The 22,584-nt window shown below is 70.9% G+C and carries 24 protein-coding genes; 15 read left to right on the top strand and 9 right to left on the bottom strand.

Going from position 1 to position 22,584, the window contains the following annotated elements; translation table 11 throughout:
- The first annotated feature begins 23 nt into the window (after positions 1 to 23).
- Complete coding sequence (locus ABZU43_RS03470) at positions 24 to 410, top strand: cold shock domain-containing protein (RefSeq protein WP_355004957.1); 387 nt, start codon at positions 24 to 26, stop codon at positions 408 to 410.
- On the opposite strand, the gene ABZU43_RS03475 is transcribed toward ABZU43_RS03470, so the two are convergent.
- The 3 genes from ABZU43_RS03475 to ABZU43_RS03485 all read right to left on the bottom strand — a co-directional run bounded on the left by ABZU43_RS03475 (position 371) and on the right by ABZU43_RS03485 (position 3,963).
- A complete protein-coding gene (locus tag ABZU43_RS03475) occupies positions 371 to 1,219 on the bottom strand; it encodes a 1,4-dihydroxy-6-naphthoate synthase (RefSeq protein ID WP_355004958.1) in 849 nt (282 codons plus the stop codon). The genes ABZU43_RS03470 and ABZU43_RS03475 overlap by 40 nt on opposite strands.
- A 495-nt stretch (positions 1,220 to 1,714) precedes the next feature.
- Positions 1,715 to 2,365, bottom strand: coding sequence for a futalosine hydrolase (locus ABZU43_RS03480; protein ID WP_355004959.1), 651 nt, complete (start codon positions 2,363 to 2,365; stop codon positions 1,715 to 1,717).
- Positions 2,362 to 3,963 carry an MFS transporter gene (locus ABZU43_RS03485; protein WP_355004960.1) on the bottom strand — a complete coding sequence of 534 codons (1,602 nt, stop codon included), beginning with the start codon at positions 3,961 to 3,963 and terminating at the stop codon, positions 2,362 to 2,364. The genes ABZU43_RS03480 and ABZU43_RS03485 overlap by 4 nt, the downstream gene beginning before the upstream one ends.
- 88 nt (positions 3,964 to 4,051) lie before the next feature.
- Here ABZU43_RS03485 and ABZU43_RS03490 point away from each other — a divergent pair, with 88 nt between their 5' ends.
- Entirely contained in the window at positions 4,052 to 4,891 is an 840-nt protein-coding gene (locus tag ABZU43_RS03490; protein WP_355004961.1) for a DUF3027 domain-containing protein, read from the top strand.
- A gap of 36 nt (positions 4,892 to 4,927) precedes the next feature.
- On the opposite strand, the gene ABZU43_RS03495 is transcribed toward ABZU43_RS03490, so the two are convergent.
- Entirely contained in the window at positions 4,928 to 5,173 is a 246-nt protein-coding gene (locus ABZU43_RS03495) for a DUF2530 domain-containing protein (RefSeq protein WP_091395273.1), read from the bottom strand.
- Positions 5,174 to 5,261: 88 nt separating this feature from the next.
- On the opposite strand from ABZU43_RS03495, the gene ABZU43_RS03500 reads away from it, so the two are divergent.
- The 4 genes from ABZU43_RS03500 (at position 5,262) to ABZU43_RS03515 (ending at position 9,266) form a co-directional block, all read left to right on the top strand.
- Entirely contained in the window at positions 5,262 to 6,740 is a 1,479-nt protein-coding gene (locus ABZU43_RS03500; RefSeq protein WP_355004962.1) for an NCS2 family permease, read from the top strand.
- A 115-nt stretch (positions 6,741 to 6,855) separates the two neighbouring features.
- Positions 6,856 to 7,305, top strand: a complete 450-nt coding sequence (locus ABZU43_RS03505) for a MarR family transcriptional regulator (protein ID WP_355004963.1) — start codon at positions 6,856 to 6,858, stop codon at positions 7,303 to 7,305.
- A gap of 71 nt (positions 7,306 to 7,376) precedes the next feature.
- Complete coding sequence (locus ABZU43_RS03510; RefSeq protein ID WP_355004964.1) at positions 7,377 to 8,660, top strand: MFS transporter; 1,284 nt, start codon at positions 7,377 to 7,379, stop codon at positions 8,658 to 8,660.
- A gap of 96 nt (positions 8,661 to 8,756) precedes the next feature.
- On the top strand, positions 8,757 to 9,266 hold the full coding sequence (locus ABZU43_RS03515) for a hypothetical protein (RefSeq protein ID WP_355004965.1): 510 nt from the start codon (positions 8,757 to 8,759) through the stop codon (positions 9,264 to 9,266).
- A gap of 16 nt (positions 9,267 to 9,282) precedes the next feature.
- On the opposite strand, the gene ABZU43_RS03520 is transcribed toward ABZU43_RS03515, so the two are convergent.
- Positions 9,283 to 10,032 carry a helix-turn-helix domain-containing protein gene (locus ABZU43_RS03520; RefSeq protein WP_355004966.1) on the bottom strand — a complete coding sequence of 250 codons (750 nt, stop codon included), beginning with the start codon at positions 10,030 to 10,032 and terminating at the stop codon, positions 9,283 to 9,285.
- Positions 10,033 to 10,269: 237 nt separating this feature from the next.
- Here ABZU43_RS03520 and ABZU43_RS03525 point away from each other — a divergent pair, with 237 nt between their 5' ends.
- A complete protein-coding gene (locus ABZU43_RS03525) occupies positions 10,270 to 10,935 on the top strand; it encodes a DUF4097 family beta strand repeat-containing protein (protein ID WP_355004967.1) in 666 nt (221 codons plus the stop codon).
- Between the two features lie 32 nt (positions 10,936 to 10,967).
- Positions 10,968 to 11,789: an alpha/beta hydrolase gene (locus tag ABZU43_RS03530; RefSeq protein WP_355004968.1), complete on the top strand. Its 822-nt coding sequence runs from the start codon at positions 10,968 to 10,970 to the stop codon at positions 11,787 to 11,789.
- A gap of 171 nt (positions 11,790 to 11,960) precedes the next feature.
- On the opposite strand, the gene sepH is transcribed toward ABZU43_RS03530, so the two are convergent.
- The 3 genes from sepH to ABZU43_RS03545 form a co-directional block, all read right to left on the bottom strand.
- On the bottom strand, positions 11,961 to 13,040 hold the full coding sequence (gene sepH, locus ABZU43_RS03535) for a septation protein SepH (RefSeq protein WP_355004969.1): 1,080 nt from the start codon (positions 13,038 to 13,040) through the stop codon (positions 11,961 to 11,963).
- 185 nt (positions 13,041 to 13,225) lie between these two features.
- The gene (gene serC, locus ABZU43_RS03540; RefSeq protein ID WP_355004970.1) at positions 13,226 to 14,353 is read right to left on the bottom strand and encodes a phosphoserine transaminase; all 1,128 of its coding nucleotides are present in this window, start codon (positions 14,351 to 14,353) and stop codon (positions 13,226 to 13,228) included.
- Between the two features lie 228 nt (positions 14,354 to 14,581).
- Positions 14,582 to 15,688, bottom strand: coding sequence for a citrate synthase 2 (locus tag ABZU43_RS03545; protein ID WP_091395245.1), 1,107 nt, complete (start codon positions 15,686 to 15,688; stop codon positions 14,582 to 14,584).
- A 279-nt stretch (positions 15,689 to 15,967) separates the two neighbouring features.
- Between ABZU43_RS03545 and pdxH the strand changes: the two genes are divergently transcribed.
- The 7 genes from pdxH (at position 15,968) to ABZU43_RS03580 (ending at position 22,106) form a co-directional block, all read left to right on the top strand.
- Positions 15,968 to 16,597 (top strand): pyridoxamine 5'-phosphate oxidase, encoded by a 630-nt coding sequence (pdxH, locus tag ABZU43_RS03550; protein WP_355005191.1) that lies wholly within the window; start codon positions 15,968 to 15,970, stop codon positions 16,595 to 16,597.
- Positions 16,594 to 17,892, top strand: coding sequence for an MFS transporter (locus ABZU43_RS03555; RefSeq protein ID WP_355004971.1), 1,299 nt, complete (start codon positions 16,594 to 16,596; stop codon positions 17,890 to 17,892). Before pdxH ends, ABZU43_RS03555 begins: the two co-directional genes overlap by 4 nt.
- Before the next feature lie 18 nt (positions 17,893 to 17,910).
- Positions 17,911 to 18,840, top strand: coding sequence for an aldose 1-epimerase family protein (locus tag ABZU43_RS03560; protein ID WP_355004972.1), 930 nt, complete (start codon positions 17,911 to 17,913; stop codon positions 18,838 to 18,840).
- A complete protein-coding gene (locus ABZU43_RS03565; RefSeq protein WP_355004973.1) occupies positions 18,840 to 19,442 on the top strand; it encodes a nitroreductase family protein in 603 nt (200 codons plus the stop codon). The genes ABZU43_RS03560 and ABZU43_RS03565 overlap by 1 nt, the downstream gene beginning before the upstream one ends.
- Positions 19,443 to 19,629: 187 nt before the next feature.
- Positions 19,630 to 19,935 carry a type II toxin-antitoxin system VapB family antitoxin gene (locus ABZU43_RS03570; RefSeq protein WP_091395231.1) on the top strand — a complete coding sequence of 102 codons (306 nt, stop codon included), beginning with the start codon at positions 19,630 to 19,632 and terminating at the stop codon, positions 19,933 to 19,935.
- Positions 19,936 to 19,979: 44 nt separating this feature from the next.
- Positions 19,980 to 21,143, top strand: a complete 1,164-nt coding sequence (locus ABZU43_RS03575) for an acyl-CoA dehydrogenase family protein (RefSeq protein WP_355004974.1) — start codon at positions 19,980 to 19,982, stop codon at positions 21,141 to 21,143.
- Between the two features lie 99 nt (positions 21,144 to 21,242).
- Entirely contained in the window at positions 21,243 to 22,106 is an 864-nt protein-coding gene (locus tag ABZU43_RS03580) for a DUF4230 domain-containing protein (RefSeq protein WP_355004975.1), read from the top strand.
- A gap of 140 nt (positions 22,107 to 22,246) precedes the next feature.
- Here the strand turns inward: ABZU43_RS03580 and ABZU43_RS03585 are convergent, their stop codons facing one another.
- Positions 22,247 to 22,456: a PspC domain-containing protein gene (locus tag ABZU43_RS03585; protein ID WP_355004976.1), complete on the bottom strand. Its 210-nt coding sequence runs from the start codon at positions 22,454 to 22,456 to the stop codon at positions 22,247 to 22,249.
- Between the last annotated feature and the right edge of the window lie 128 nt (positions 22,457 to 22,584).

Here is a 22,584-nt window from a genome sequence, read left to right on the forward strand (position 1 = left end):
TCAAGTGAAGCAGGGGTTTTCAGGTGCCTACGGGTCGAGTGAAGTGGTACGACACGGCCAAGGGATACGGCTTCGTCACGAGTGACGAGGGCGGCGACGTGTTCCTGCCCAAGGGGGCGCTGCCGGCGGGTGTCACCGACCTCAAGGGTGGCCAGCGGGTCGACTTCAGCGTGGTGGACAGCCGCCGGGGCTCGCAGGCCATGGGGGTCAAGCTGCTGGACGCGCCGCCGTCGATGTCGGAGCTGCGCCGTCGGCCGGCTGAGGAACTGCACGGCCTGGTCGAAGACATGATCAAGGTGCTGGAGGCGAAGGTCCAGCCGGACCTGCGCCGGGGTCGGTACCCGGACAAGAAGTCCGCGCAGAAGATCGCTCAGCTGGTCCACGCGGTGGCCCGCGAGCTGGAGGTCTGAGGCACCAGGCCGGCGGTGGCGGCCCGGTCGAGCAGTGCCGCCACCGCGGCGAAACCGGCCTCGCCCAGGTCCGCTGTGAACTCGTTGACGTAGAGGCCGATGTGCCGGTCGACCACGTCGAGTTCCATCTCCTGGGCGTGCGCCAGCACGTACTCCCGGCTGGCCGCCGGGTCCGCCCAGGCCTGCCGGACCGACTCGCGGACCCAACCGGCCGCGGCCTGCGGGTCGACCGCCTCGCGTCGGGCCAGGATCGCGCCGAGGGGGATGGGTAGGCCGGTGTCGGCCTCCCACCACTCGCCGAGGTCGACGAGGGCGCTCAGGCCGTGCCGGTGGTAGGTGAACCGGGCCTCGTGGATGACCAGCCCAGCGTCGTAACGCCCAGCCGCCACGCCCGGCATGATCTCGTGGAACGGCACCACCTCGATCCGGGCCGGTGGCCGCCCGGCCGACCAGAGCCGGAACAGCAGGTAAGCGGTGGTCCGGTCACCCGGCACCGCCACAGTGGCACCGGTCAGGTCGGTGCGGTCCGGGCCGCCGTCGCGGTCGCCCCGGGTGAGCACCAGCGGACCACAACCTCGACCGAGGGCGCCGCCGCAGGGCAGCAGGTGGTAGTCGTCGAGCAGCCAGGGCAGCGCCGCGAAGCTCACCTTCACCAGGTCGAACGCGCCCCGCTCGGCCGCCGTGTTGGTGACGTCCACGTCGGCGTACGTCACCTCGACCGGCGGTGCGCCGGGCACCCGCCCGTGTACCAGCGCGTGGAAGACGAACGTGTCGTTGGGGCAGGGCGAGATCGCCAGGGAGAGCGCCACACCCTCACGGTAGTCCCGCGCCCGGCTCGCGGCCCGCGCCCACCCCACCCGGTGTGATCCGCGTCGGAGATCCGTGATGACCGGCTGGTGGGCACGGGCCGTGGCCGGTCGCCGGCAGCAGCGTGGGTGCCGGCCCGTTGTGACGCGGGGGTCGGGCACCTGTCTCGGATTCCCTTTGGAGCTGATATCGCAAACGAATCGCACTGGGCTCAGGGCGGTCGTCCACCGACCCGAGCGGTTGTCCACAGCTTTGTCCACAGCTCTGGCCGGGGTGTTGATAGTGCGCTGACCAGCGGGGAGCATCGGTCTGTGACCGAGGCGAGTGACCACACGGATGAGAGCAGCGGGGTCGATCTCGGTCCGGCGCTCCGCGCTCTGCGTCGGCGGGCCGATCTGAGTCAGCGGCAGTTGGCCGAGAGATCTGAGGCGCGCCGCGCTGCCGCACTGCGCCTGGGCCATCCTGGCAAGCGCCGCTTCTCCTGAGCGTCGGCCGGGTCAGCGCAGTGCCGGGGCTGCTGCGGTCAGGGCGGCCAGGGCTTCGCGCAGCCGCCAGGCGTCCCGGTCGCGGGGGCCGATCGGGTTGGAGATCGTGCGCAGTTCGGCGAAGGGCACCCCGGCCTGCGCCGCGGCGACCGCGACGCCGTACCCCTCCATGGCTTCGGCGACCGCTTCCGGATGCCTCCGGCGCAGCTCGTCGGTGCTGGCCGTGGTGCCGGTGACGGTGCTGACCGTGAGCACCGGGCCGGCCGTGGCCGTCGGGAGGGCGGCCCGCAGTGCCGCCAGCAGGCCCGGGTCCGCCGGCACCCTGCTGCCCGCACCGAGCAGCGCGGGCGGCATGCCCAGCTCGTCGACCGGGATGAAGCCGTCGGGCGACTCGGCACCCAGGTCGGCGGCGATGCTGGCGGTGCCGAGCACCGTGTCGCCGACCTCGGCCCGCCCGGTGAAGCCGCCGGCCACGCCGGCGCTGACCACCGCACGGTACGGACGACCGGCGGCCTCTGCCAGCGCCAGCAGCCGGGCGGTGGCGGCACCGGCGAGGGCCGGGCCCACACCGATCGGGGTGACGGTCACGCTGGGGTCGGTCAGCCCGGAGCGGACCGCGTCCGCCTCGGCTGGAACCGCCGTCACCACGAGCAGCCCGGTCACGAGACTGAGCCGGGGGACTCGCGGCGGGTTTCGTCGTCGGCCCCGCCACCCGGGCCGCCAACGGCCGACGACGGGCGGTAGATGTGGTAGCCCGGCGGGGCGAGGCTCGGGTCGTCGTACTGCGGTGAGCTGGTCTGGGCCGGGGCCGGTGAGGTCGGTGTGGGGTCCCCGGGCTCGTCCGCCGGCTCGTCCTCGGTCAGCTCGTCGTCACCGAGCGGTCGGCCGGCCAGCTTTTCACCGCGCAGCCGGGCGGCGGCCAGCACACCCCGGATCGCCGCCAGTACGCCGACCCCGGCGGCCACGGCGATGCCCATCCGGCCGTCGAACGGCACCAGCCCGAGCCCACCGCCGGCGACGAAGGCGAGCATCAGCACCGTCTCGGAGTGGGCGAAGGAACTGGCCCGCAACCGTTCCGGGATGCGCTCCTGGATCGAGGCGTCCACCGCCAGCTTCGCTATCCCGCTGGCCAGCGCGGCGACAAGGCAGAGCAGGGCGACCATCAGCAGCGAGAACTGGATGACGGCGAGCACCGCCACCCCGGCCACGATGATCATGCTGCTGGACTGGATGGCGGTCGGCCGGTGGATGCGCAGCCGGGTGCCGATGGCGGTGGCCAGGAAGGTGCCGACCGCGAGCGCGCCGCCGACCACGCCCAACGCCCACTCGGCGCCCAGATCCCGGCCGAACACCACTGTGGTCAGGTCGCCCTTCTTGATCGCGAAGGCGAGGAAGAGCAGCAGGAAGCCGTAGAGCGCGCGTAGCGTCGCCGCGCCGATCAGGGTGGCGATCACCAGCCGGCCGGACGGTCGGCCCCGGCCCAGCGGCCGGTCGCCACGGCGGCGGCCCAGCGCGCGCAGTGGCCGGGGGACCCGCTCCGGTGGCTCCGAGTCGGCCTTCGGTGGCAGGCGCAACGAGATCACCATGCCGACCAGGAAGATCACCGATGCGACCCGTAGCGGCCACTGCGGCCCGAACCAGAACGCGGCCAACCCGATCGGCGCCACCAGCGCACCCGCGACGGTGCCGTAGACGCTGGCCCGGGCACCCACCTGCGACAGACCGAGCCCTTCCGGCAGCAACCGGGGCACCGCCGCGGATCGGGCCACGCCGTACGCCCGGGAGAGCGCGAGCACCCCGAACGCGGCCGGGTAGAGCCCGAAGCCGTGGATGTAGTCGGATATCAACCAGGCCAGGAAGGCGCGCCCGAGCATCGTCGCGGCCAGGGCGTACCGCCGGCCGTGCCGGAAGTGATCCAGCAGCGGGCCCACCACCGGGGCGAGCATCGCGAACGGCACCATGGTCACCAGCAGGTAGAGCGCGACCTTGCTGCGGGCCTCGCCGAGCGGCACGTTGAAGAAGATCGTGCCGGCCAGACCGATGGCGATCAGGGTGTCACCGGCGCAGGAGAGCGCGTGCAGGTCGAACAGGCGAACCATGCCGACCTCGCCGCCGGCACCCCGGGCGCGGGCCCGACCGGCCCGGCGGGTCACCCAGCGGCCGCTACCCACCGAACCACGCAACAGCAGACGGATGGCGCGAATGCCGGTGCCGACGGTCCGCCCGAGGACGGATCGCCCGGAGCGGGAGTACGACGGCATGTGCACCATCCTCGCCCATCTGATCCGGGTACGCCGCACCACCGCTGGGAAAGGTTCCCCGGGAGTCCCTGTCACCCCTGCGAGGCGCATGGGGAACAATGGTCGGGTGACCAGGCCCGTCTCCACCCGTGCCGCCCGTCTCGACCAGGTCTGCGCCGCCGCCGTCGAGGTGGCCCGCGCTGGCATCACCGAGGTGGACGCCGACGATGTCGGCGACCACCTGCAGGTCGTTGCCGAGGGCGATCGGCTGGTCACCCACTACTTCGAATGTCGCCTCGCCGGCTACAACGGCTGGCGCTGGGCGGTCACCGTCACCCGGGTGTCGCGCAGCAAGACCGTGACCATCTGCGAGACGGTGTTGCTGCCCGGCCCGGACGCGCTGCTCGCGCCCGGCTGGCTGCCCTGGCAGGAGCGGCTCAAGCCGGGCGACCTGGGTCCGGGTGACCTGCTCCCGACCTCGCCCGACGACGATCGACTTGTCCCCGGTTACCTGCTCTCCGACGACCCGGCGGTCGAGGAGACGGCCTGGGAGTTGGGGCTCGGGCGCGCCCGCGTGCTCTCCCGGGAGGGTCGCATCGACACGGCGCAGCGCTGGTACGAAGGTGACCACGGCCCCGCCGCGGCCATCTCGTCCGCCGCTCCGGCCGCCGCCCGCTGCGGCACCTGCGGCTTCTACCTGCCGCTGGCAGGTGCCATGCGGCAGGCATTCGGGGCGTGCGGCAACTTCTACGCTCCCGACGACGGCCGGGTGGTGAGCGCCGACCACGGGTGCGGCGCACACTCCGAGACGTTGATCGAGGTGGCCGAGACCGCTGTCGACGAGCTGCCCACCATCTACGACGACAGCGCGGTGGAGGCCATGTCGGTCAGCCGGGCCCCGGGCTCGGTGGAGGCCGCTGAGCCGGCGGAGCCGTACGGGCACTCCTGATCGTCCGCGCCGGAGTGCTCCGGCGCGGCGGCCAGCTCACCTCGCGCGGCGACGTCGTCGGTTGGCGTCGTGCCGCATCATCACGGCGAGGCCCGGGAAACCCCACAGGAAGCCGGCGAGGCAGGTCCAGAGCCAGTTCTGGTGACCGTGGTCGGTCAGCCAGCCTCTGAAGAAGATCAGCAGGACCAGCCCGGCCACGGCCCACGCGATCAACCCGGCGAGGGCGAACGGCACCATCGGCGGATCCAGTGGTGCGGGCCGCGGTGGCTGCTCGTTCGGCATTCGGCAAGCGTACGGGATCTACTTCCCCTGCCCACCGACGATCTGGGACGATGCGCGCGACAACTGGAAGATCACCTGCGAGGACCTGATGGCCGTAGCGCCGCCCGAGAACGGCACACCTTCCAACTCCGCCCCTCCGCGTAACGGTTTCGACCGGTTCTTCGAGATTTCCGCCCGTGGCTCGACGTTGAGCCGTGAGGTACGCGGTGGTCTGGCGACCTTCTTCACGATGGCGTACATCGTGGTGCTCAACCCGCTGATCCTGGGTGGCGCCGTCGACGGTGACGGCAAGAGCCTCCCGATTCCCGCGCTGGCTGCCGCGACCGCGCTGGTCGCCGGCCTGATGACCATCCTGATGGGTGTGGTCGGCCGGTTCCCGCTGGCGCTCGCCGCCGGCCTGGGTGTCAACGCGCTCGTGGCGTACGAGATCGCCCCCGAGATGACGTGGGCAGACGCGATGGGCCTGGTGGTGATCGAGGGTCTGATCATCGCGGTGCTGGTGCTGACCGGTCTGCGGACCGCTGTGTTCCGCTCGGTGCCGACCCAGATGAAGAGTGCGATCGGGGTCGGCATCGGTCTGTTCCTGACCATCATCGGCCTGGTGGACGCCGGCTTCGTCCGGCGCATCCCGGACGATGCCAACACCACAGTTCCGGTCGGCCTGGGCATCGGCGGCAAGCTGGTGAGCTGGCCGATGCTGGTCTTCGTGGTGGGCCTGCTGATCACGCTGGTGCTGGTGGTCCGTCGGGTGAAGGGCGCGATCCTGATCGGCATCCTCGCCTCGACGGTGCTCGCGGTGATCGTGGAGGCGATCGGCAACATCGGCCCGTCGTTCGTCAACGGTCAGCCCAACCCGAAGGGCTGGTCGCTGAACGTGCCGGAGTTGCCGAAGTCGGTGGTCGACCTGCCGGACCTGTCGCTGCTCGGCAAGTTCAACGTGTTGGACTCGTGGGGCCGAGCCGGTTGGCTGGTCGTGCTGATGTTCATCTTCACGCTGTTGATCACGGATTTCTTCGACACCATGGGCACGATGGTCGCGGTCGGCCAGGAGGGTGGCCTGCTCGACGAGCAGGGCACTCCGCCGAAGGCCAAGGAGATCCTGCTTGTCGACTCGATCGCGGCGGCGGCCGGCGGTGCGGCCAGCACCTCCAGCAACACGTCGTACATCGAGAGCGCCGCCGGTGTCGCGGAGGGTGCCCGGACCGGTGTGGCCAACCTGGTCACCGGCGTGCTCTTCCTGCTCGCGATGTTCCTGGCGCCGCTGGTCGTGATCGTGCCGTTCGAGGCGGCGTCGACGGCACTGGTGGTGGTCGGGTTCCTGATGATGACAGCGGTCCGGACGATCGACTGGTCCGACTACGAGATCGCCATTCCGGCCTTCCTCACCATCGTGTTGATGCCGTTCACCTACTCGATCTCCAACGGGATCGGCGCCGGTCTGATCACCTTCGTGGTGGTCAAGCTGGCGCGGGGCAAGGCCCGGGAGATCCACCCGTTGCTGTACGGGGTGGCCGTGCTGTTCGTGCTGTACTTCCTGCGTGGGCCGATCGAGTCCCTGGTGCTCTGAGGTCTCGTCCGGGCGGGGAGTCGATCAGGATTCCCCGCCCGTACCATCTGAATCCCCTCGTGAGCCTGGTCATAACGGATGTCGTTAGCCATGCTCATTAGTTAAGCTAACTACTGTGACGGAGCGGACGGTGACGGCGGAACGCGTGCCACCGGCGCAGCTGGCTCCCCAGCTGCGTGATGCGATCACCCGACTCAACCGGCGGGTCCGACAGGCCCGACCGGTCGGCGACCTCACGGTCACCCAGGTCTCCGCGCTCACCAGCCTGCGGCTGGCGGGCGCGATGACACCCCGTGAGCTGGCCGACGTGGAGCGGGTGCAGCCGCCGACGATGACCAAGATCGTCGGGAAGCTGGAGGACCGCGGCCTTGTGCAGCGGACACCCCATCCGACCGACGGGCGGCAGGTCATCCTCGCGGCGACCGAAGGAGCGCAGGCCGTGCTCGACCAGTTCGAGCGGGCCCGCGACGAATGGCTGGCCCACCGGCTGGCCGCGCTCGACGAGGACGAACGGGAGACCCTGCAGAGGGCCGCCCAGATTCTTCAGCAGCTCGCTCGCGCCTGAGCCGCGCCCGCGCCACCGGGTCCGTGCCGTCACCTGTCGATGACGCGTACGTCCGAGGAGGCGCACCAAGAGTGCAGGCCAAGCTGAGCACGATGTTCCAGTCCCTACAGGTCCGCAACTACCGGCTCTTCGCATCCGGGCAACTGATCAAACTGATCGGTGTCTGGATGATGTTCATCGCCCAGGACTGGCTCGTCCTCGACCTCTCCGACAACTCGGCGACCGCGCTCGGTGTGGTGACCGCCTGTCAGTTCACCCCGGTGCTGCTGCTCACCCTGTTCTCCGGCCGGCTCGCCGACCGGTACGACAAGCGGGTGCTGCTCTTCGTCGCCAACGCCTTCTGGAGTGTGCTGGCGCTCGGCATGGCGGTGCTGGTCCTCACCGACCTGGTGCAGCTCTGGCACGTCTTCGCCTTCGCCGCCCTGCTCGGCACGGCCAACGCCGTGGAGACCCCGGTCCGGCAGGCGTTCGTCTCCGAACTCGTCGGCACGCCGCTGCTGCCCAACGCGTTGTCGCTGAACGCCGCCGTGTTCAACTCGGCGCGGATCGTCGGCCCGGCCGTCGCCGGCCTGGCGATCGCCGCGTTCGACGTGGGCCCGGTCTTCCTGTTCACCGCCCTCAGTTCGGTCGCGCCCCTGGTCAACGTGGTCCGGATGCGGACGGCCGACCTGCACCGCGACGCCCTGCTGCCCCGCGACGAGCGGGCGTCCGCAAAGGTCATCGACGGGCTGCGGTACGTGTCCCGTCGCCCCGACCTGCTGCTGCCGATGGCTGTCATGTCGGTGATCGGCATGTCGCTGTTCAACTTCCAGCTCACCCTCGCCGCGCTGGCGAAGACGGTCTTCCACACCGGTGCCGCCTCCTTCGGCCTGTTCAGCACGGCGCTGGCCGTGGGCGCGCTCGGCGGCGCGCTCAGCGGCACCGGTCGACGCAGCCGGCCGTCGGTCTGGCTGGTGCTCGGCGCGGCGATCGCCTGCGCCAGCTTCGGCACCCTGGTCGGTCTCGCCTCGACGTACTGGCTGGTCGTGGCCCTGCTGGTGCCGACCGGCTTCTTCATGGTCTTCTTCGCCCAGGCCGCCAACCAGCGGGTCCAGTTGGGCGTGGACGCGGCCTTCCGGGGTCGGGTGATGGCGCTGTGGGTGCTGGTGTTCCTGGGTACCAACCCGGTCGGCGCGCCGCTGATCGGCTGGGTCGCGGAGCACTACGGTGCCGGTGCCAGCATCTGGATGGGTGGGCTCATCTCGCTGGCCGCCGCGGTGATCGCCCTCACCTGGCAGCTTCGCCACTCCGGTGCCCGGCTGCGTTTCCGGGTGCTGCCGATGCCCCGCTTCTACGTCACCTCCACCGACTGCTGAGGTTTACCACCAGCTCCGGCCGCGTCCGGTTGCGCGGATTGCTCGGATGCGGCCAAATCGCTGGCGGGGTGGCACGGTGGGGCTTAGCGTCGATGCGTGGGAGTCGGACACGCGCTGATGCTGGCCCTGGCGTTTCTCGCCGTGGCCACGCTGCCGGCGGCGTTCGCCCTGCTCTTCTGCTACGACGAGATTCTCGACCGGGTGGTCTGCGGCTGGTCCGAGTGGCGTGACCGCCGACGGGAGAAGCGCACGATCGCCAGACTCGACCGTGCCATCGAGGCCGACGCGCTGACCCGGGACATCGACCTCAGCGAGTTCGACAGCGTTGACCGCCGGCCGCTGGAGCAGCTCGCCGCCGACCTGCGCCGTCTCGGCGGTCAGCGGGTCGGCGGTAGCGGTCGCTCGATGGTCTGGCACAGCGCGCTGCTCCAGGCGTACGACGACCGGCTTCGTCTCGCCTGCCGCGCCCTCGGCATCGCCGAGCACCTCGCCGAGCTGGAGGGCGTCGACCAGGAGATCGAGCGGGTGCGGGTGGAGGGCGTGCTGCACGCCGCCGGTCTGGCCCTTCCGGCGGCCCGCCCCGGGCAGCGGCAGCGACACCGCTGACCCGCCCGCCAGTCGGTCACCGCCGATCCGGTTGCCCGGTGGCCTGGGCAGCGGGTTGGGTCCCGGTGTGAAGCACCGCGCGGCCCTGCTCGGCGGCGCGGACGACGCTCTCACTGATGAAGTCGAGGAAACGGGCGATGTTCTCCAGGCGGGCGGCGGCGGGGGTCTGCGGGCCGAGAATGGCGACGCCCTGGCGCGCGGTTGCGACGAGCTGGTCGTTGGCCCGGGCGCTGGCGATCGTCGCCTGGTAGAACAGCTCGTCGTCGACCACGTAGCGGTCGCGGCGGCGTTCGTCGCGTTCCCGGCGGACGAGGCTCTGACTCTCCAGGAAGGTGATGGCCTTGGAGATGGACGCCGGGCTGACCTGGAGGCGCTGGGCGAGCTGTGACGCGGTGAGGCTGGCCGAGTCGGTGATGAACAGGTGGGTCAGGACCCGGGCCGCCATCTTGGGCAGGCCCGAAGCCATGAGGACCGTGGTGAACGTCTCCCCGTACTCCGCCACGGCCCCGGCGTCACGTCCATGCTCCTGAGGGAGCGCGCTGGCCCCCGGTGAGGTGACTGTCCTGCGCCGCTGGGCGCGACGTTCGGTGGCGCGGTGGGCCAGCTCGGCGCGGTAGGCGGTGGGGCCGCCGTTGCGCATCACCTCGCGGGTGACTGTCGACGTGGGACGGTCGAGGCGCCGGGCGATCTCCGCGTAGGGGAGGCTGTCGATCAGCCCCAGCGCGATCTGCTGGCGCTCCTGCTGACTGAGTCTGCCTCCCGGCATCACGATCTCCCCGGTGATTCCTCGTCGCGTCCGCTGACTGCCCCACCATAGCGTTCACCCTCCGCCTGTTGCAACGGTTGCGACCTAGGTCGTTGCGTTATCTCCGGGATCGTTGCAACACTTTATGAACTCTGAGCTGCATTTATGCAACTCCAACGCAACAGACTTGTTGCCCAAATCTGGAAAGCAACGTAGCGTTTCCGTTGTCAGAAAGAACTGCCAACGCAGGAGAACACGATGCAGACGTTCGACACCCCCGCCCCCATCTCGGCCGTCCTCGACATCCCCGCCGGACGGATCCAGTTGATCGCCGCGGACCGCGCCGACACCGTCGTCGAGGTTCTGCCCAGCGACCCCTCGAAGAAGCGCGACACCAGGGCCGCCGAGCAGACCACTGTCGCCTACACCGACGGCGTCCTGCGGATCACGGCCTCGGCCCCCGGCAACCCGCTCGTCGGCCCGTCCGGGTCGCTGGAGGTGACAGTTCAGCTCCCCGCCGGCTCGACGATCAAGGCCAGGACCGCCAGCGCGGAACTTCGCGGCGTCGGGCGTCTCGGCGACATGGCCTTCGACGGGGCGTACCGCCAGATCAAGATCGACGAGGTCGCAAGCCTGCGGCTCACCGCGATCGACGGCGACGTCGAGGTCGGCCGGCTCAACGGCCCCGCCGAGATCAGCACCGCCCGGGGTGACATCCGGATCGCCGAGGCCGTGCGCGGCGCGGTCGTGCTCAGCACCCAGTCCGGCGACATCTCGGTCGGTGCCGCCGCCGGCGTCTCCGCCGCACTCGACGCCGGCACCGGCCACGGCCGGGTCAGCAACGCCCTCAAGAACGACGGCACCACGACGCTCGACATCCGCGCCACCACCTCCCAGGGCGACATCACCGCCCGGAGCCTCTGAACCCCACCACGACCAGGCGACAGGAGTACGACATGAACCCAGCTACCCCGTGGACCGGCATGGTGTCGGTCGACGACACGGCCCTGGCCGTCACCGACACCGGTGGCCCCGGCATCCCGGTGGTCTACCTCAACGGCCAGTTCGCCACCCAGGGCTACTGGCGGCGGGTCATCGCCGAACTGGGCACCGAGTTCCGGCACATCACCTACGACGAGCGGGCTCGCGGCAGAAAGTCGCAGCGCTCAGCCGACTACTCGTTCGAAGCTGCCGTCCGGGACGTCGACGCCGTACTCGTATCCCGGGGGGTGGCCCAGGTGTTGCTGGTGGGCTGGTCCTACGGAGCGGTTGTCGGGGCGCACTGGGCCAACCGGAACCCGGAGCGTGCCCTGGGCGCGGTCCTGGTCGACGGCGCGTTCCCGCACGACTGGCTCGACGATGCCATGGCGCAACGGATCCGCAGGATGTTCCGACGGATGAACCTGTTCATGCCGCTGCTCCGCCCGACCGGCCTGACCCCACGGATGAACGCCGACCAGATGGCGGACAGCAACATCGAACTGGGCGAACTCTCCCGCGAGCGCGAACTGGGCCCGGTGCTGGACGCCATCAGCGTCCCGGTGCGGTACGTCGTCGCCTCGGGAACGTCCCTCGGCAGTCGCGGGGACGAGCAGGAGCAGATCCGCGCCAGCCTCGACGCGGTGACCGCCCGCAACCCGCACATCACCATCGGGGCGAAGGTCGCCAGCAACCACGGTGCGATCCTCAAGAAGGACTTCCGCGCCGTCGCCGAAGCGGTACGCGGAGTCAACGCCCTCAGCCGAACCGCAAGAAGGACCCTCAACGAGGATGCGTAGTCGGCCGCTACACCGCGCCGATCTTGCAGTTTCGGTCGCCGAGACGGGCGGATTGCCCAGTGAGTCTGGACAGAAAGTGCAAGATCGCCGGGCGGACCGTGTCGCTCAGGGAGCTGAGGTTCGAACGCGCGCGTTGACGGGTGACACAGGGTCACCCGTCAACGCGAGGCGTCAGGAGGATTCGCGGGCGGCCGGGCCGCTGCCGAAGAGCACGTCGTCCCAGCTCGGCAGCCGCTTGCGTGGCTTGCCGTTGGCGTCGGTGGACTCGCCGCCGGTGGCCGCCGCGGCGCCCGTGCGGCGAGGCCGCAGCACCGCCAGCGACGGCACGGCCGGCACCTCCTTGGGCGCGTCCGAATCGTCGTCGAAGGCCGAGCCCTGGCCACCGCCGAGCAGCGCGGCGGCACCCCCACCGACCGGCCGCTGCCGGGGCGCGTCCGACCCGGCCAGGGCAGCCGGGGTACGCGGCTCCAGCCCGCGACCCGACGAACCGCCGAGCGGACGGTCCAGGGAGGCGAGCAGGGCGTCACGGCCGGCCCGGATCGGATCACGGCCAGGGCGCGGGTGCTCGGACGCCGCTGGCAGACCGTGCCCGCCACGACTCGGCTCGCCGCGCGACGGGCCCGGCAGGGCGTGCCCGCCGCGCTCGGGTGCCGGCTCCTGGCCGAGGATCGGCGTGGGCCGCTCGGCGCACAGGTACTGCGCCATGTCGTCGTGCGGCGTGACCACCTGTCGCGCCTTGTCCATGTCCCAGATGGCCTGCGCGGTGGCCTTGCCCGACGGCCAGGTGGCGATGATCCGCCAGGTGCCGTCGTCGCGCCGGTACGCGTCCCAGGAGATCTTCTCGGTGTCGATGCCGTGCTGGCTCAGCCGGCCGTTGACCACCTCGGCGAGCGGGGTGGGCTTCTCCGCGCCCTTGAGTCGGGTGCGCCGGGCGTGCTGGGCGAGCATCGCCCGCTCCTGCAACACCGGGCCGGCGTAACGCAGCACGCGGTCGACCGGCACCCCGGCGATCCGGGCGACGTCCTCCGCGGACTCACCGGAGCGGATGCGGGCCTGGATGTCCCGGGGGGACAGTGAGGGAATTGGGTCGACGGTGCTCGGTGCCACCGCGAGCGGCGGGGCACCCGGCTCGGGGTGCATCACACCGGCGATGCGTTCGTCGATGGGCAGGGCCAGGAGGCGCCCAACCTCGTCGGCGAGCACCAGTGCCTGGCCGTCCTCGGAGAGGGCGACGAAGCGTACTGGGCGCATAACGTTGCCTCCGTCCCGCTTCGCTGGCCGCACACCACGAGTCGGCCACCCAGGCGTCTCGGACCACCGTACGCGCATCTGTCTCGGGGTGGGGGAAGCGACACCCCGCATGTCGTGACTGAGCTGCGGCGATGATCACGGTCGGTGTCCGTGGAGGCTCCAACGGACACCGACCGTGACGAACGTCAGAGTCGCTCGACCACGTAGTCGATGGACGCGGTGAGCGCCTCGACATCTGCCGGCTCGACGGCCGGGAACAGCGCCACCCGCAGCTGGTTGCGACCAAGCTTGCGGTAGGGCTCAGTGTCCACGATGCCGTTGGCGCGCAGCGCCTTGGCGATCGCCGTGGCATCCACCCCGTCGGCGAAGTCGATGGTGGCGACCACGTTGGAGCGCAGCGCCGGGTCGGTGACGAACGGGGTGGCCACGCTGGACCGCTCGGCCCAGCCGTAGACCGCTGCGGCGCTCTCGGCGGTGCGCTTCGCCGCCCAGGACAGGCCGCCCTGCGCGTTCATCCAGTCGGTCTGCTCGGCGGCCAGGAAGATGGTGGCCAGCGCCGGGGTGTTGTAGGTCTGCTCCAGCCGCGAGTTGTCGATAGCGGTGACCAGGTCGAGGAAGGCGGGGATGTAGCGCCCCGACGCCTTGATCTCGGCGGCCCGGTCCAGTGCGGCCGGCGACATCAGAGCCAGCCACAGACCGCCATCGGAGCCGAAGCACTTCTGCGGGGCGAAGTAGTAGACATCGGTCTCACCGACGTTGACGTCCAGGCCACCCGCGCCGGAGGTCGCGTCGACAAGCAGCAGCGCGCCCTCGTCGGCACCGGCCACCCGGCTGATCGGGACGGCCACACCGGTCGAGGTCTCGTTCTGCGGCGTCGCGTACGCGTCCACGCCGGACTCGGCGACCAGGGTCGGCGCGCTGCCCGCCTCGGACTTGCGGACGGTCGGCTCACCCAGGAACGGGGCGTCCTTGACCGACTTGGCGAACTTGGCGCCGAACTCGCCGAAGCTGGCGAACTGGGCCCGCTCGCGAATCAGGCCGAAGGTGGCGACCTCCCAGAACGCGGTGGTGCCGCCGTTGCCGATGACCACCTCGTAGCCCTCGGGCAGCGAGAAGAACTCGGCGATGCCGGAGCGCAGCCGGGCAACCTGGTCACGGACCGTCTTCTGCCGGTGCGAGGTGCCGAGGTAGGTGGTCGCGACCTCGGTGAGGGCGGACACCGCCTCCGGGCGGACCTTGGACGGGCCGCAGCCGAAGCGTCCATCGGCGGGCTTGATCTCATCGGGAATCCGGATGATCGGTGCGTCAGCCACGGTCTTGAAGATCCTTCCGCAAGGGCGAGGGCGGGCCCGGCGACACTGCCGGCCCTCATCCTCGCACCCGGACCGGACGACGGTGGGCGGGGTCCCGGCGGTCGGTCTGAGTCCTTCGCCACAGTCGGCTCCGGTGACCGACGACAACGACCACTCTTCGACGCGCGGCGTGGACAAGGGGCCCTTCCTCGACGCCGGACGTCGAGGAAGGGCCCCTTGTCGATCAGCTCAGACGCCGTGCGGGATGGCCGCCCAGCCCTCGACGTCGGACGGCTTACGGGTCTCCGGACCCATGTAGCGGGCGGACGGGCGGACCAGCCGCTGCAGGCGCTTCTGCTCCAGGATGTGCGCGCTCCAGCCGCCCATCCGCGCGCAGGTGAACATCGAGGTGAACATGTGCGCCGGTACCTCGGCGAAGTCCAGCACCACGGCCGACCAGAACTCGACGTTGGTGGCCAGCACCCGGTCCGGGCGGCGGGCCTGAAGCTCGGCGAGGGCGGCCTTCTCCAGCGCCTCGGCGATCTCGAAGCGCGGCGCGCCCAACTCCTTGGCCGTACGCCGGAGCACTCGGGCGCGCGGGTCCTCGGCACGGTAGACGCGGTGGCCGAAGCCCATCAACCGCTCACCGCGGTCGAGGACGCCCTTGACGTAGCCCTCCGCGTCGCCGCTGCGCTCCACCGCCTCCAGCATGCTGAGCACCCGCGACGGGGCGCCGCCGTGCAACGGGCCGGAGAGGGCGCCGATGCCCGACGAGATGCAGGCAGCCGCGTCCGCACCGGTGGAGGCGACGATGCGAGCGGTGAAGGTGGACGCGTTGAGGCCGTGCTCGGCGGCCGAGATGAAGTACGCGTCGACTGCCTTGACGTGCCGCGGGTCCGGCTCGCCGCGCCAGCGCTTCATGAACCGCTCGACGATGGTCTGCGCCTTGTCGATCTCCTTCTGCGGCACCGCCGGCAGGCCGAGGCCGCGGGCGGACTGGGCGACGAAGGATAGCGCGGTCACCGAGACCCGGGCGAGATCCTCACGGGCCTGCTCGTCGGAGATGTCCAGCAGTTGGTTGAGACCCCAGTACGGGGCCAGCATGGCGACTGCGGACTGCACGTCGACGCGGATGTCACCGGAGTGCACCGGCACCGGGAACGGCTCCGCCGGCGGCAGGCCCGGCCCGAACCGGCCGTCGACGAGCAGCGCCCAGACGTTGCCGAACGACACCTGGCCGATCAGATCCTCGATGTCGACTCCGCGATAGCGCAGCGCACCGCCCTCACGGTCAGGTTCGGCGATCTCGGTCTCGAAGGCGACGACGCCCTCCAGCCCGGGTTTGAAATCGGCCATGTCGCTCTCCTGGATCTGGTCGGTGCGCCCGATCGCTCATCCGGCCCGGATCGGCCGAGCGCCTTAGGCGACCCTCAGGGATGTGTTCGCAACATACTGCCTGCTGAGTAAGGGATACGCGACCCGCTGCGACTGTGCTGCACACGACATCCCCGGGCGCGCATTCTCCGTCCGGCTCGGTGAGACTGGGGCAGGGCGGGCTGGTCAGCGCGGGAGGGTGCTGGTGGGGCCCCCGAGAAGGAGTGGGACGTGACGGGCGACACACCCGCCCCGGCCGCGATGCGTAACGAGTACGCCGCGGACCTGGGCCTGACCGAGGCTGACCTGGCCGCCGACTGGCACACCCAGTTCGACAGCTGGTTCGCCGACGCGGTGGCCTTCGGGCTACCCGAACCGAACGCCATGGTGGTGGGTACCGCCGACCCGGCCGGCCGGCCGAGCGGACGGACGGTGCTGCTGAAGGGGTACGACCCGGAGGGCTTCGTCTTCTTCACCAACCACCTGTCGCGCAAGGGCGTCGAGGCGACCGCCAACCCGTACGCCAGCCTGGTCTTTCCGTGGTTTTCCATGCAGCGCCAGGTGGTGGTCGCCGGACGGGTCACGCCGGTCGACCGTGCCACGAGCGAGGCGTACTTCGCCAGCCGACCGCGCGGCTCCCAACTGGGTGCCTGGGCCAGCCCGCAGTCGCAGGTGGTGTCGGATCGGGCGGCGTTGGAGCAGCGGTACCAGGAGGCGGTCGAGCGGTTCGTCGACCAGGCCGAGATTCCGACCCCGTCGCACTGGGGAGGGCTGCGGGTCCAACCCGAGTCGGTGGAGTTCTGGCAGGGCCGGGCCGGCCGGTTGCACGACCGGCTCCGCTTCCGTCGCCTCGACGAGGGTGGCTGGATCGTCGAGCGGTTGGCGCCGTGACGGGTGTGCGGGAGACCCGGCCGCGCGCAGCGCGCCGCTGGGCGATCGACGTGCGTCCGCTGCGGGTTCCGGCGTACCGCCGGCTCTGGCTCGGCAACACGGTGGCGATGTTCGGCTTCCAGTTCACCGCCGTCGCGGTGCCGGTGGAGATGTACGCCCTGACCCGGGACTCGTTCTGGGTGGGCCTGCTGGGCGTGGCTGCCTTCGTACCGTTGCTGGTCTTCGGGCTCTGGGGCGGCGCGGTCGCCGACGCCCGTGACCGGCGTGCGGTGCTGCTCGGCGGCTCATTGTTGCTCTGGGCATCCACTCTCGGGTTGCTGCTCCAGGCGGTGCTGGACGTGGGCAGCCCGGTGCTGCTGCTGGCGTTGATGGCGTTGCAGTCGGTGGCCTTCGCGATCAGCTCGCCGGCCCGTAGCGCCATGCTGCCCCGGCTGGTGCCGGAGGACCTGGTGGCGTCCGCGACCACCCTGAACTACACGACCTTCACCGCCGCCTCGGTCGCCGGCCCGCTCGCCGCCGGTCTGATCCTCTCCGCCTCGTCGGACACCACTGTGGTCCTGCCGATCGCCTACGGGCTGGACGCGGTGCTGTTCACCGCGATGCTCTGGGCGGCGCTGCGGCTGCCCTCGCTCCCGCCCGAGCCCAGCGCCGACGGCCAGGTCCGGCGTGCCGGTCTGGCCAGCGTCGTCGACGGGTTCCGCTACCTGGCCACCACCCCGGTCCTGCTGCTGTCCTTCGGGGTGGACCTGATCGCGATGATCCTCGCCATGCCACGGGCCCTCTTTCCGGAGATCGCGCACGAGCGCTTCGGTGGCGGTGGCTCGGTCGGTCTGCTCTACAGCGCCATCGCGATCGGCTCGATGATCGGTGGGTTGACCTCCGGCTGGATCGGCCGGCTCCGCCGGCAGGGGCTCGGCCTGGTGCTGGCGGTGGTCGGCTGGGGCCTGGCGATCGCCGCCGCCGGGTTGGCCCACCAGCTCTGGCTGATGGTCGTGCTCCTCGCCGTGGCCGGCGCCGCCGACCTGATCAGCGCGGTGCTGCGTCAGTCGATGCTGCTGGTCTACGCACCGGACCGGATGCGCGGCCGACTCCAGGGCGTGAACACGGTGGTGGTGGCGGGTGGCCCACGCCTGGGTGATCTGCGCGCCGGCACCATGGCCGCCGGGTTCGGTGGCGGGGTGGCCTGGGTGGCCGGTGGGCTCGCCTCCGCGGTGCTCGTGGTGGTGCTCGCTGTCGCGTTCCCGGCGCTGCTGCGCTACCGGGCGGCGACGGCGTCGAGCGACAACCGGACCTGACCGGTTAGTGTCGCCGGCATGGAAAGCCCCGATCCGCGCCCGTTCTCCGGCGCCCAGTGGACCATCTCCGCCGCCGGCCACGAGGCCGTCATCGTGGAGGTCGGCGGTGGGCTCCGGACGTACCGGCATGACGGTGTCGACCTGCTCGACGGGTACCAGACCGACGAGGTCTGCCCCGGTTGCACCGGGCAGGTGCTGGCACCGTGGCCGAACCGGATCCGCGATGGTCGCTACTCGTTCGACGGGCGGACGCACCAGCTTTCGCTGACCGAGCCGGAGCGGCACGTGGCCATCCACGGGCTGGTCAACTGGGTGCCGTGGCAGTTGCTGGAGCAGTCGGCGGAGGCCGTGACGGTCGGATACGACCTGCCGCCGCAGCCCGGCTACCCGTGGCCGCTGCGGCTGCGCAGCCGGTGGAGCGTCGACGCGGACGGGCTGCGCGCCGAGCACGAGGTGACGAACATCGGCGGGGAGCTTGCCCCGTTCGGCTTCTCCGTGCACCCGTACCTGCAACTGCCGGGCGTCGCGGTGGACGACCTGGTGATGCGGCTGCCCACCCGCAGCCGTGTGCTGGTGGACGGTCGACTGCTGCCGGTGGGGGTCACCCCGGTGGCCGGCACCGAGTACGACTGGACCAGCCCCCGCCGGATCGGCGCTGCCGTGTTGGACTCCTGCTTCGGCGAGGTGATCTCCGACGCCGACGGCGGTTCGTCGGTGAGCCTCGCCGCGCCGGACGGTTCAGCCGCGGTGAGCATCTGGGCGGACGCCGAGTTCGGCTGGTGGCAGGTGTTCACCGGGGACGCCCTCACCGGCGAGCGGCACCGCCGTTCGGTGGCAATCGAGCCGATGACCTGCCCACCGGACGCGTTCCGGTCGGGCAAGGACCTGCTCACCCTCAAGTCCGGCGCGACCTGGCGAGGTGCCTGGGGCATCCGCCCCGGCGCCTGATGGAGTTCGCCGAGGTCGTCCGCCGGCGGCGGATGGTGCGCAACTACGACCCGGACCGCCCGGTCCCGCCCGACGTGGTGGACCGGTTGCTCGACCACGCGGTCCGCGCGCCGTCGGCCGGCTTCGCCCAGGGCTGGGGTTTCCTGGTGTTGGAGGAGTTGGCCGATCGGGAGCGGTTCTGGGCGGCCACCACGCCCAATGGCGGCGGGCGGGAGCGTTGGCTCGCGGGCATGCGCCGGGCACCAGTGATCGTGGTGCCGCACGCCAACGAGTCGGCCTACCTGCGGCGGTACGCGGAGCCGGACAAGGGCTGGACGGATCAGTCCTCGGACCGGTGGCCGGTGCCGTACTGGCACGTGGACGCCGGCTTCGCGGCGTTGCTGATGCTGCTCACCGCTGTGGACGAGGGGCTGGGGGCGTGCTTCTTCGGCATTCCACAGCAGCGGATCGCCGCCTACCGGGACGCGTTCGGCGTGCCGGCGGAGTACCAACCCATCGGTGCCGTCACAATCGGTTACCGTGCGGCCGACCATCGGTCACCATCGTTGCGCCGTGGACGTCGTCCGATGGACGAGGTGGTGCGGCGCGGTCGGTGGAACTGACGCTGACGTCCCGTTCGTCCGGTTCAGGATCGGACGAGCGATAGCGAAACTGACATCAGGGAGCAGAACGTAGCGTGCGCTGGGCGGCTAGGCTGGCACGGTCATCGGTGCCGCGCCGCGCGGTGCCCGCCGCGGCCCGGCTCGGCGCCGTCGGTCGGCCCGGCCACGGGGAGGGGAGCGTGCCGTCGTGATCTTCAGAGCGGTCCGGGACGGGCGTCCCTATCCGGAGCACAATCTGACGCTCAAGCAGTGGGCGGAGATCCCGCCGAGGCCACTGCGCCTGGATCAGATGATCACCACCAAGCGCGAGTTGGCGCTGGACAAGCTGCTCGCCGAGGATTCGACCTTCTACGGTGACCTCTTCCCGCACGTCGTGCAGTGGAACGGCGGGCTCTACCTGGAGGACGGGCTGCACCGGGCGCTGCGCGCAGCCCTCCAGCAGCGCAACCAGATCCACGCGCGGGTGCTGGTGCTCTCCGGGCCCATCGAGTGACGAGCCCTTCTTTCCCGCGCTGAGCCTTCGTTAGGGTGGCGTCCATGACCGCTGCGCTGGATCTGCTCGACCTGGACCCGTCGCTCAGCGAGGAGGAGCGGCAGATCCGCGACGTCGTCCGCCAACTCGTCGACGACCGGGTGCGACCCCACGTCGCCGACTGGTACGAGGACGGCCGGGTGCCCGCCCGGGAACTGGCCCGTGAGTTCGGCAAGCTCGGCCTGCTCGGCATGCACCTGACCGGCTACGGCTGCGCCGGCGCCTCCGCTGTCGCCTACGGCCTGGCCTGCCAGGAGCTGGAAGCCGGCGACTCCGGCCTCCGCTCCCTGGTCTCCGTGCAGGGATCGCTCGCCATGTACGCCATCTGGCGTTACGGCAGCGAGGAGCAGAAGCAACGGTGGCTGCCGTCGATGGCCACCGGTGAGGCGATCGGCTGCTTCGGCCTGACCGAGCCGGATCACGGCTCCGACCCCGCCTCGATGGCCACCCGGGCCCGCCGCGACGGCGACGACTGGGTTCTCACCGGCGGGAAGATGTGGATCACCAACGCCCCGATCGCGGACGTCGCGGTGATCTGGGCGCGCACCGACGAGGGCGTACGGGGTTTCGCCGTACCCATGGACACCCCCGGCGTCACGGCCCGGGAGATCCGCCGAAAGATGTCGCTGCGCGCGTCGGTGACCGGCGAGATCGTGCTCGACGACGTCCGGCTCCCGGCCGACGCCCAACTACCCGAAGCGGTCGGGCTCAAGGCACCGCTGAGCTGCCTCACCGAGGCCCGCTACGGCATCGTCTGGGGAGCGGTGGGCGCGGCCCGCGACTGCCTCGACACCACACTGGCGTACGCGACCACCCGCACCCAGTTCGGTCGCCCACTGGCCGGCTTCCAACTCACCCAGGCGAAGCTCGCCGACATGGCCGTCGAGTTGGTGAAGGGGCAACTGCTCGCGCTGCACCTGGGCCGGCTCGCCGACGCCCGGCGACTGCGGCCCGAGCAGGTCAGCGTGGGCAAGCTGAACAACGTGCGGGAGGCGCTGGCCATCGCCCGGCAGTGCCGCACCATCCTCGGCGCCAACGGTGTCTCCGGCGAGTACCCGGTGATGCGGCACGCCAACAACCTGGAGAGCGTGCTGACCTACGAGGGCACCTCCGAGATCCACCAACTGGTCATCGGGCAGCGGCTGACCGGGCTCTCCGCATTCGCCTGACCTGCTCGTTTGTCACTTCCTGGCGCTCGCCGCGCGACTGTCGTATCGGGGCCGTACCGTCATTGACAGACGACGTGTCTGACGAGGACGGTGAGCGTGATGGCCCGCGACGCTGGCAGCAACGAGCCCACGAGAGAGTTCCCCGGTTACCCGACCGGTGACGATCTCAAGGCGCGGTCGACCGCTACAACCGGGTGGACCATGGACACGCCGGGTGGCCCCGGCGAGCCGGCCGGTCCCGGTGGACCCGCTGGCCCCGGTGGGCCTGGAGATCCCGGTGGCCCGACGAGCGGTGGCGATGGCCCCGTCGGTGGTGGTGGCGGTGGGGCGGCCCGTGGTCTGCTCCTGCTGCTCGGCGCCGCCGCGCTGGCAGTGGTCGTGCTGCTCGGCATCCAGGCGACCGGCATTCTGCCGGAGTTCCGCAACCCGTTCGCCAAGGAGCAGACCGACCGCAGCCAGCCACCGCTGCTGAAGTCGATCCAGGACCTGAGCCGCTACGTGGCCGCGGAGGGCAACTTCCAGGTCGTGGTCGACACGCAGAACGACAGGCGCAACGTTCCGGACTTCCTGCTCAACGAGCGCACCCTGTTCGTCGGGGCCGGCAGTGTCGAGGCGTACGTCGACTTCACGAAGATCGGTGAGGGCGCCGTCGTCCAGTCCGCCGACGGCAAGTCCGTCGAGATCAAACTGCCCGCTCCGCAACTCGGTGAGACCAACCTCGACATGGAGAAGAGCTACGTCTTCGCCGAGCAGCGCGGTCTGCTCAACCGACTCGGTGACCTGGTCGGCAACGACCCCAACCGGCAGCAGCAGGTCTACAAGCTCGCCGAGGACCGGATCACCGCCGCCGCCCGGGACAGCGGGCTCTCGGCCCGAGCCGAGGAGAACACCCGCAAGATGCTGGAGGGGCTGCTCCGCTCCCTCGGCTACCAGCAGATCACTGTCACCTACATCGCCCCCTGACCTGCCCTCCGTACGCCGAAGCGCCCGCCCCGACCTCCGTCGGAGCGGGCGCTCCCGTCTCTACCGCCGCCGCGTCCTCCCCCAAGATCCGCCGCCCGGGGTGGGGTGTGACCGTGGCGGGTGGGTCAGTGTTGGGCGGATCAGTGTCCGGTGGACGCGAGGTAGCGGTCCTCGTTCGGCATCAGCACCCACAGGATCAGGTAGACGATCACCTGCGTGCCGGGCAGTAGCAGCGACAGCAGGAACAACAGCCGGACCATTCCGGCCGACATGCCGAACCGCCGCCCGAGACCGGCGCAGACACCAGCCATCATGCGCCCCTCGCGGGGCCGAACCAGTTTGCGACTCATCGTCGTACTCCCACTCTGCGGCGGTGCGCCGCGTCTGCAATCCACGGTAGAAAGGGATGGCCACCTCGCCCTCGGTCCCGAGGAGGAGCGGCGACCCGTGGACCCGTAGGTGCTTTACCCGGGCAACC

The organism is Micromonospora sp. NPDC005205, from assembly GCF_040608275.1.
In the GTDB taxonomy this organism is placed as follows: Bacteria; Actinomycetota; Actinomycetes; order Mycobacteriales; family Micromonosporaceae; genus Micromonospora.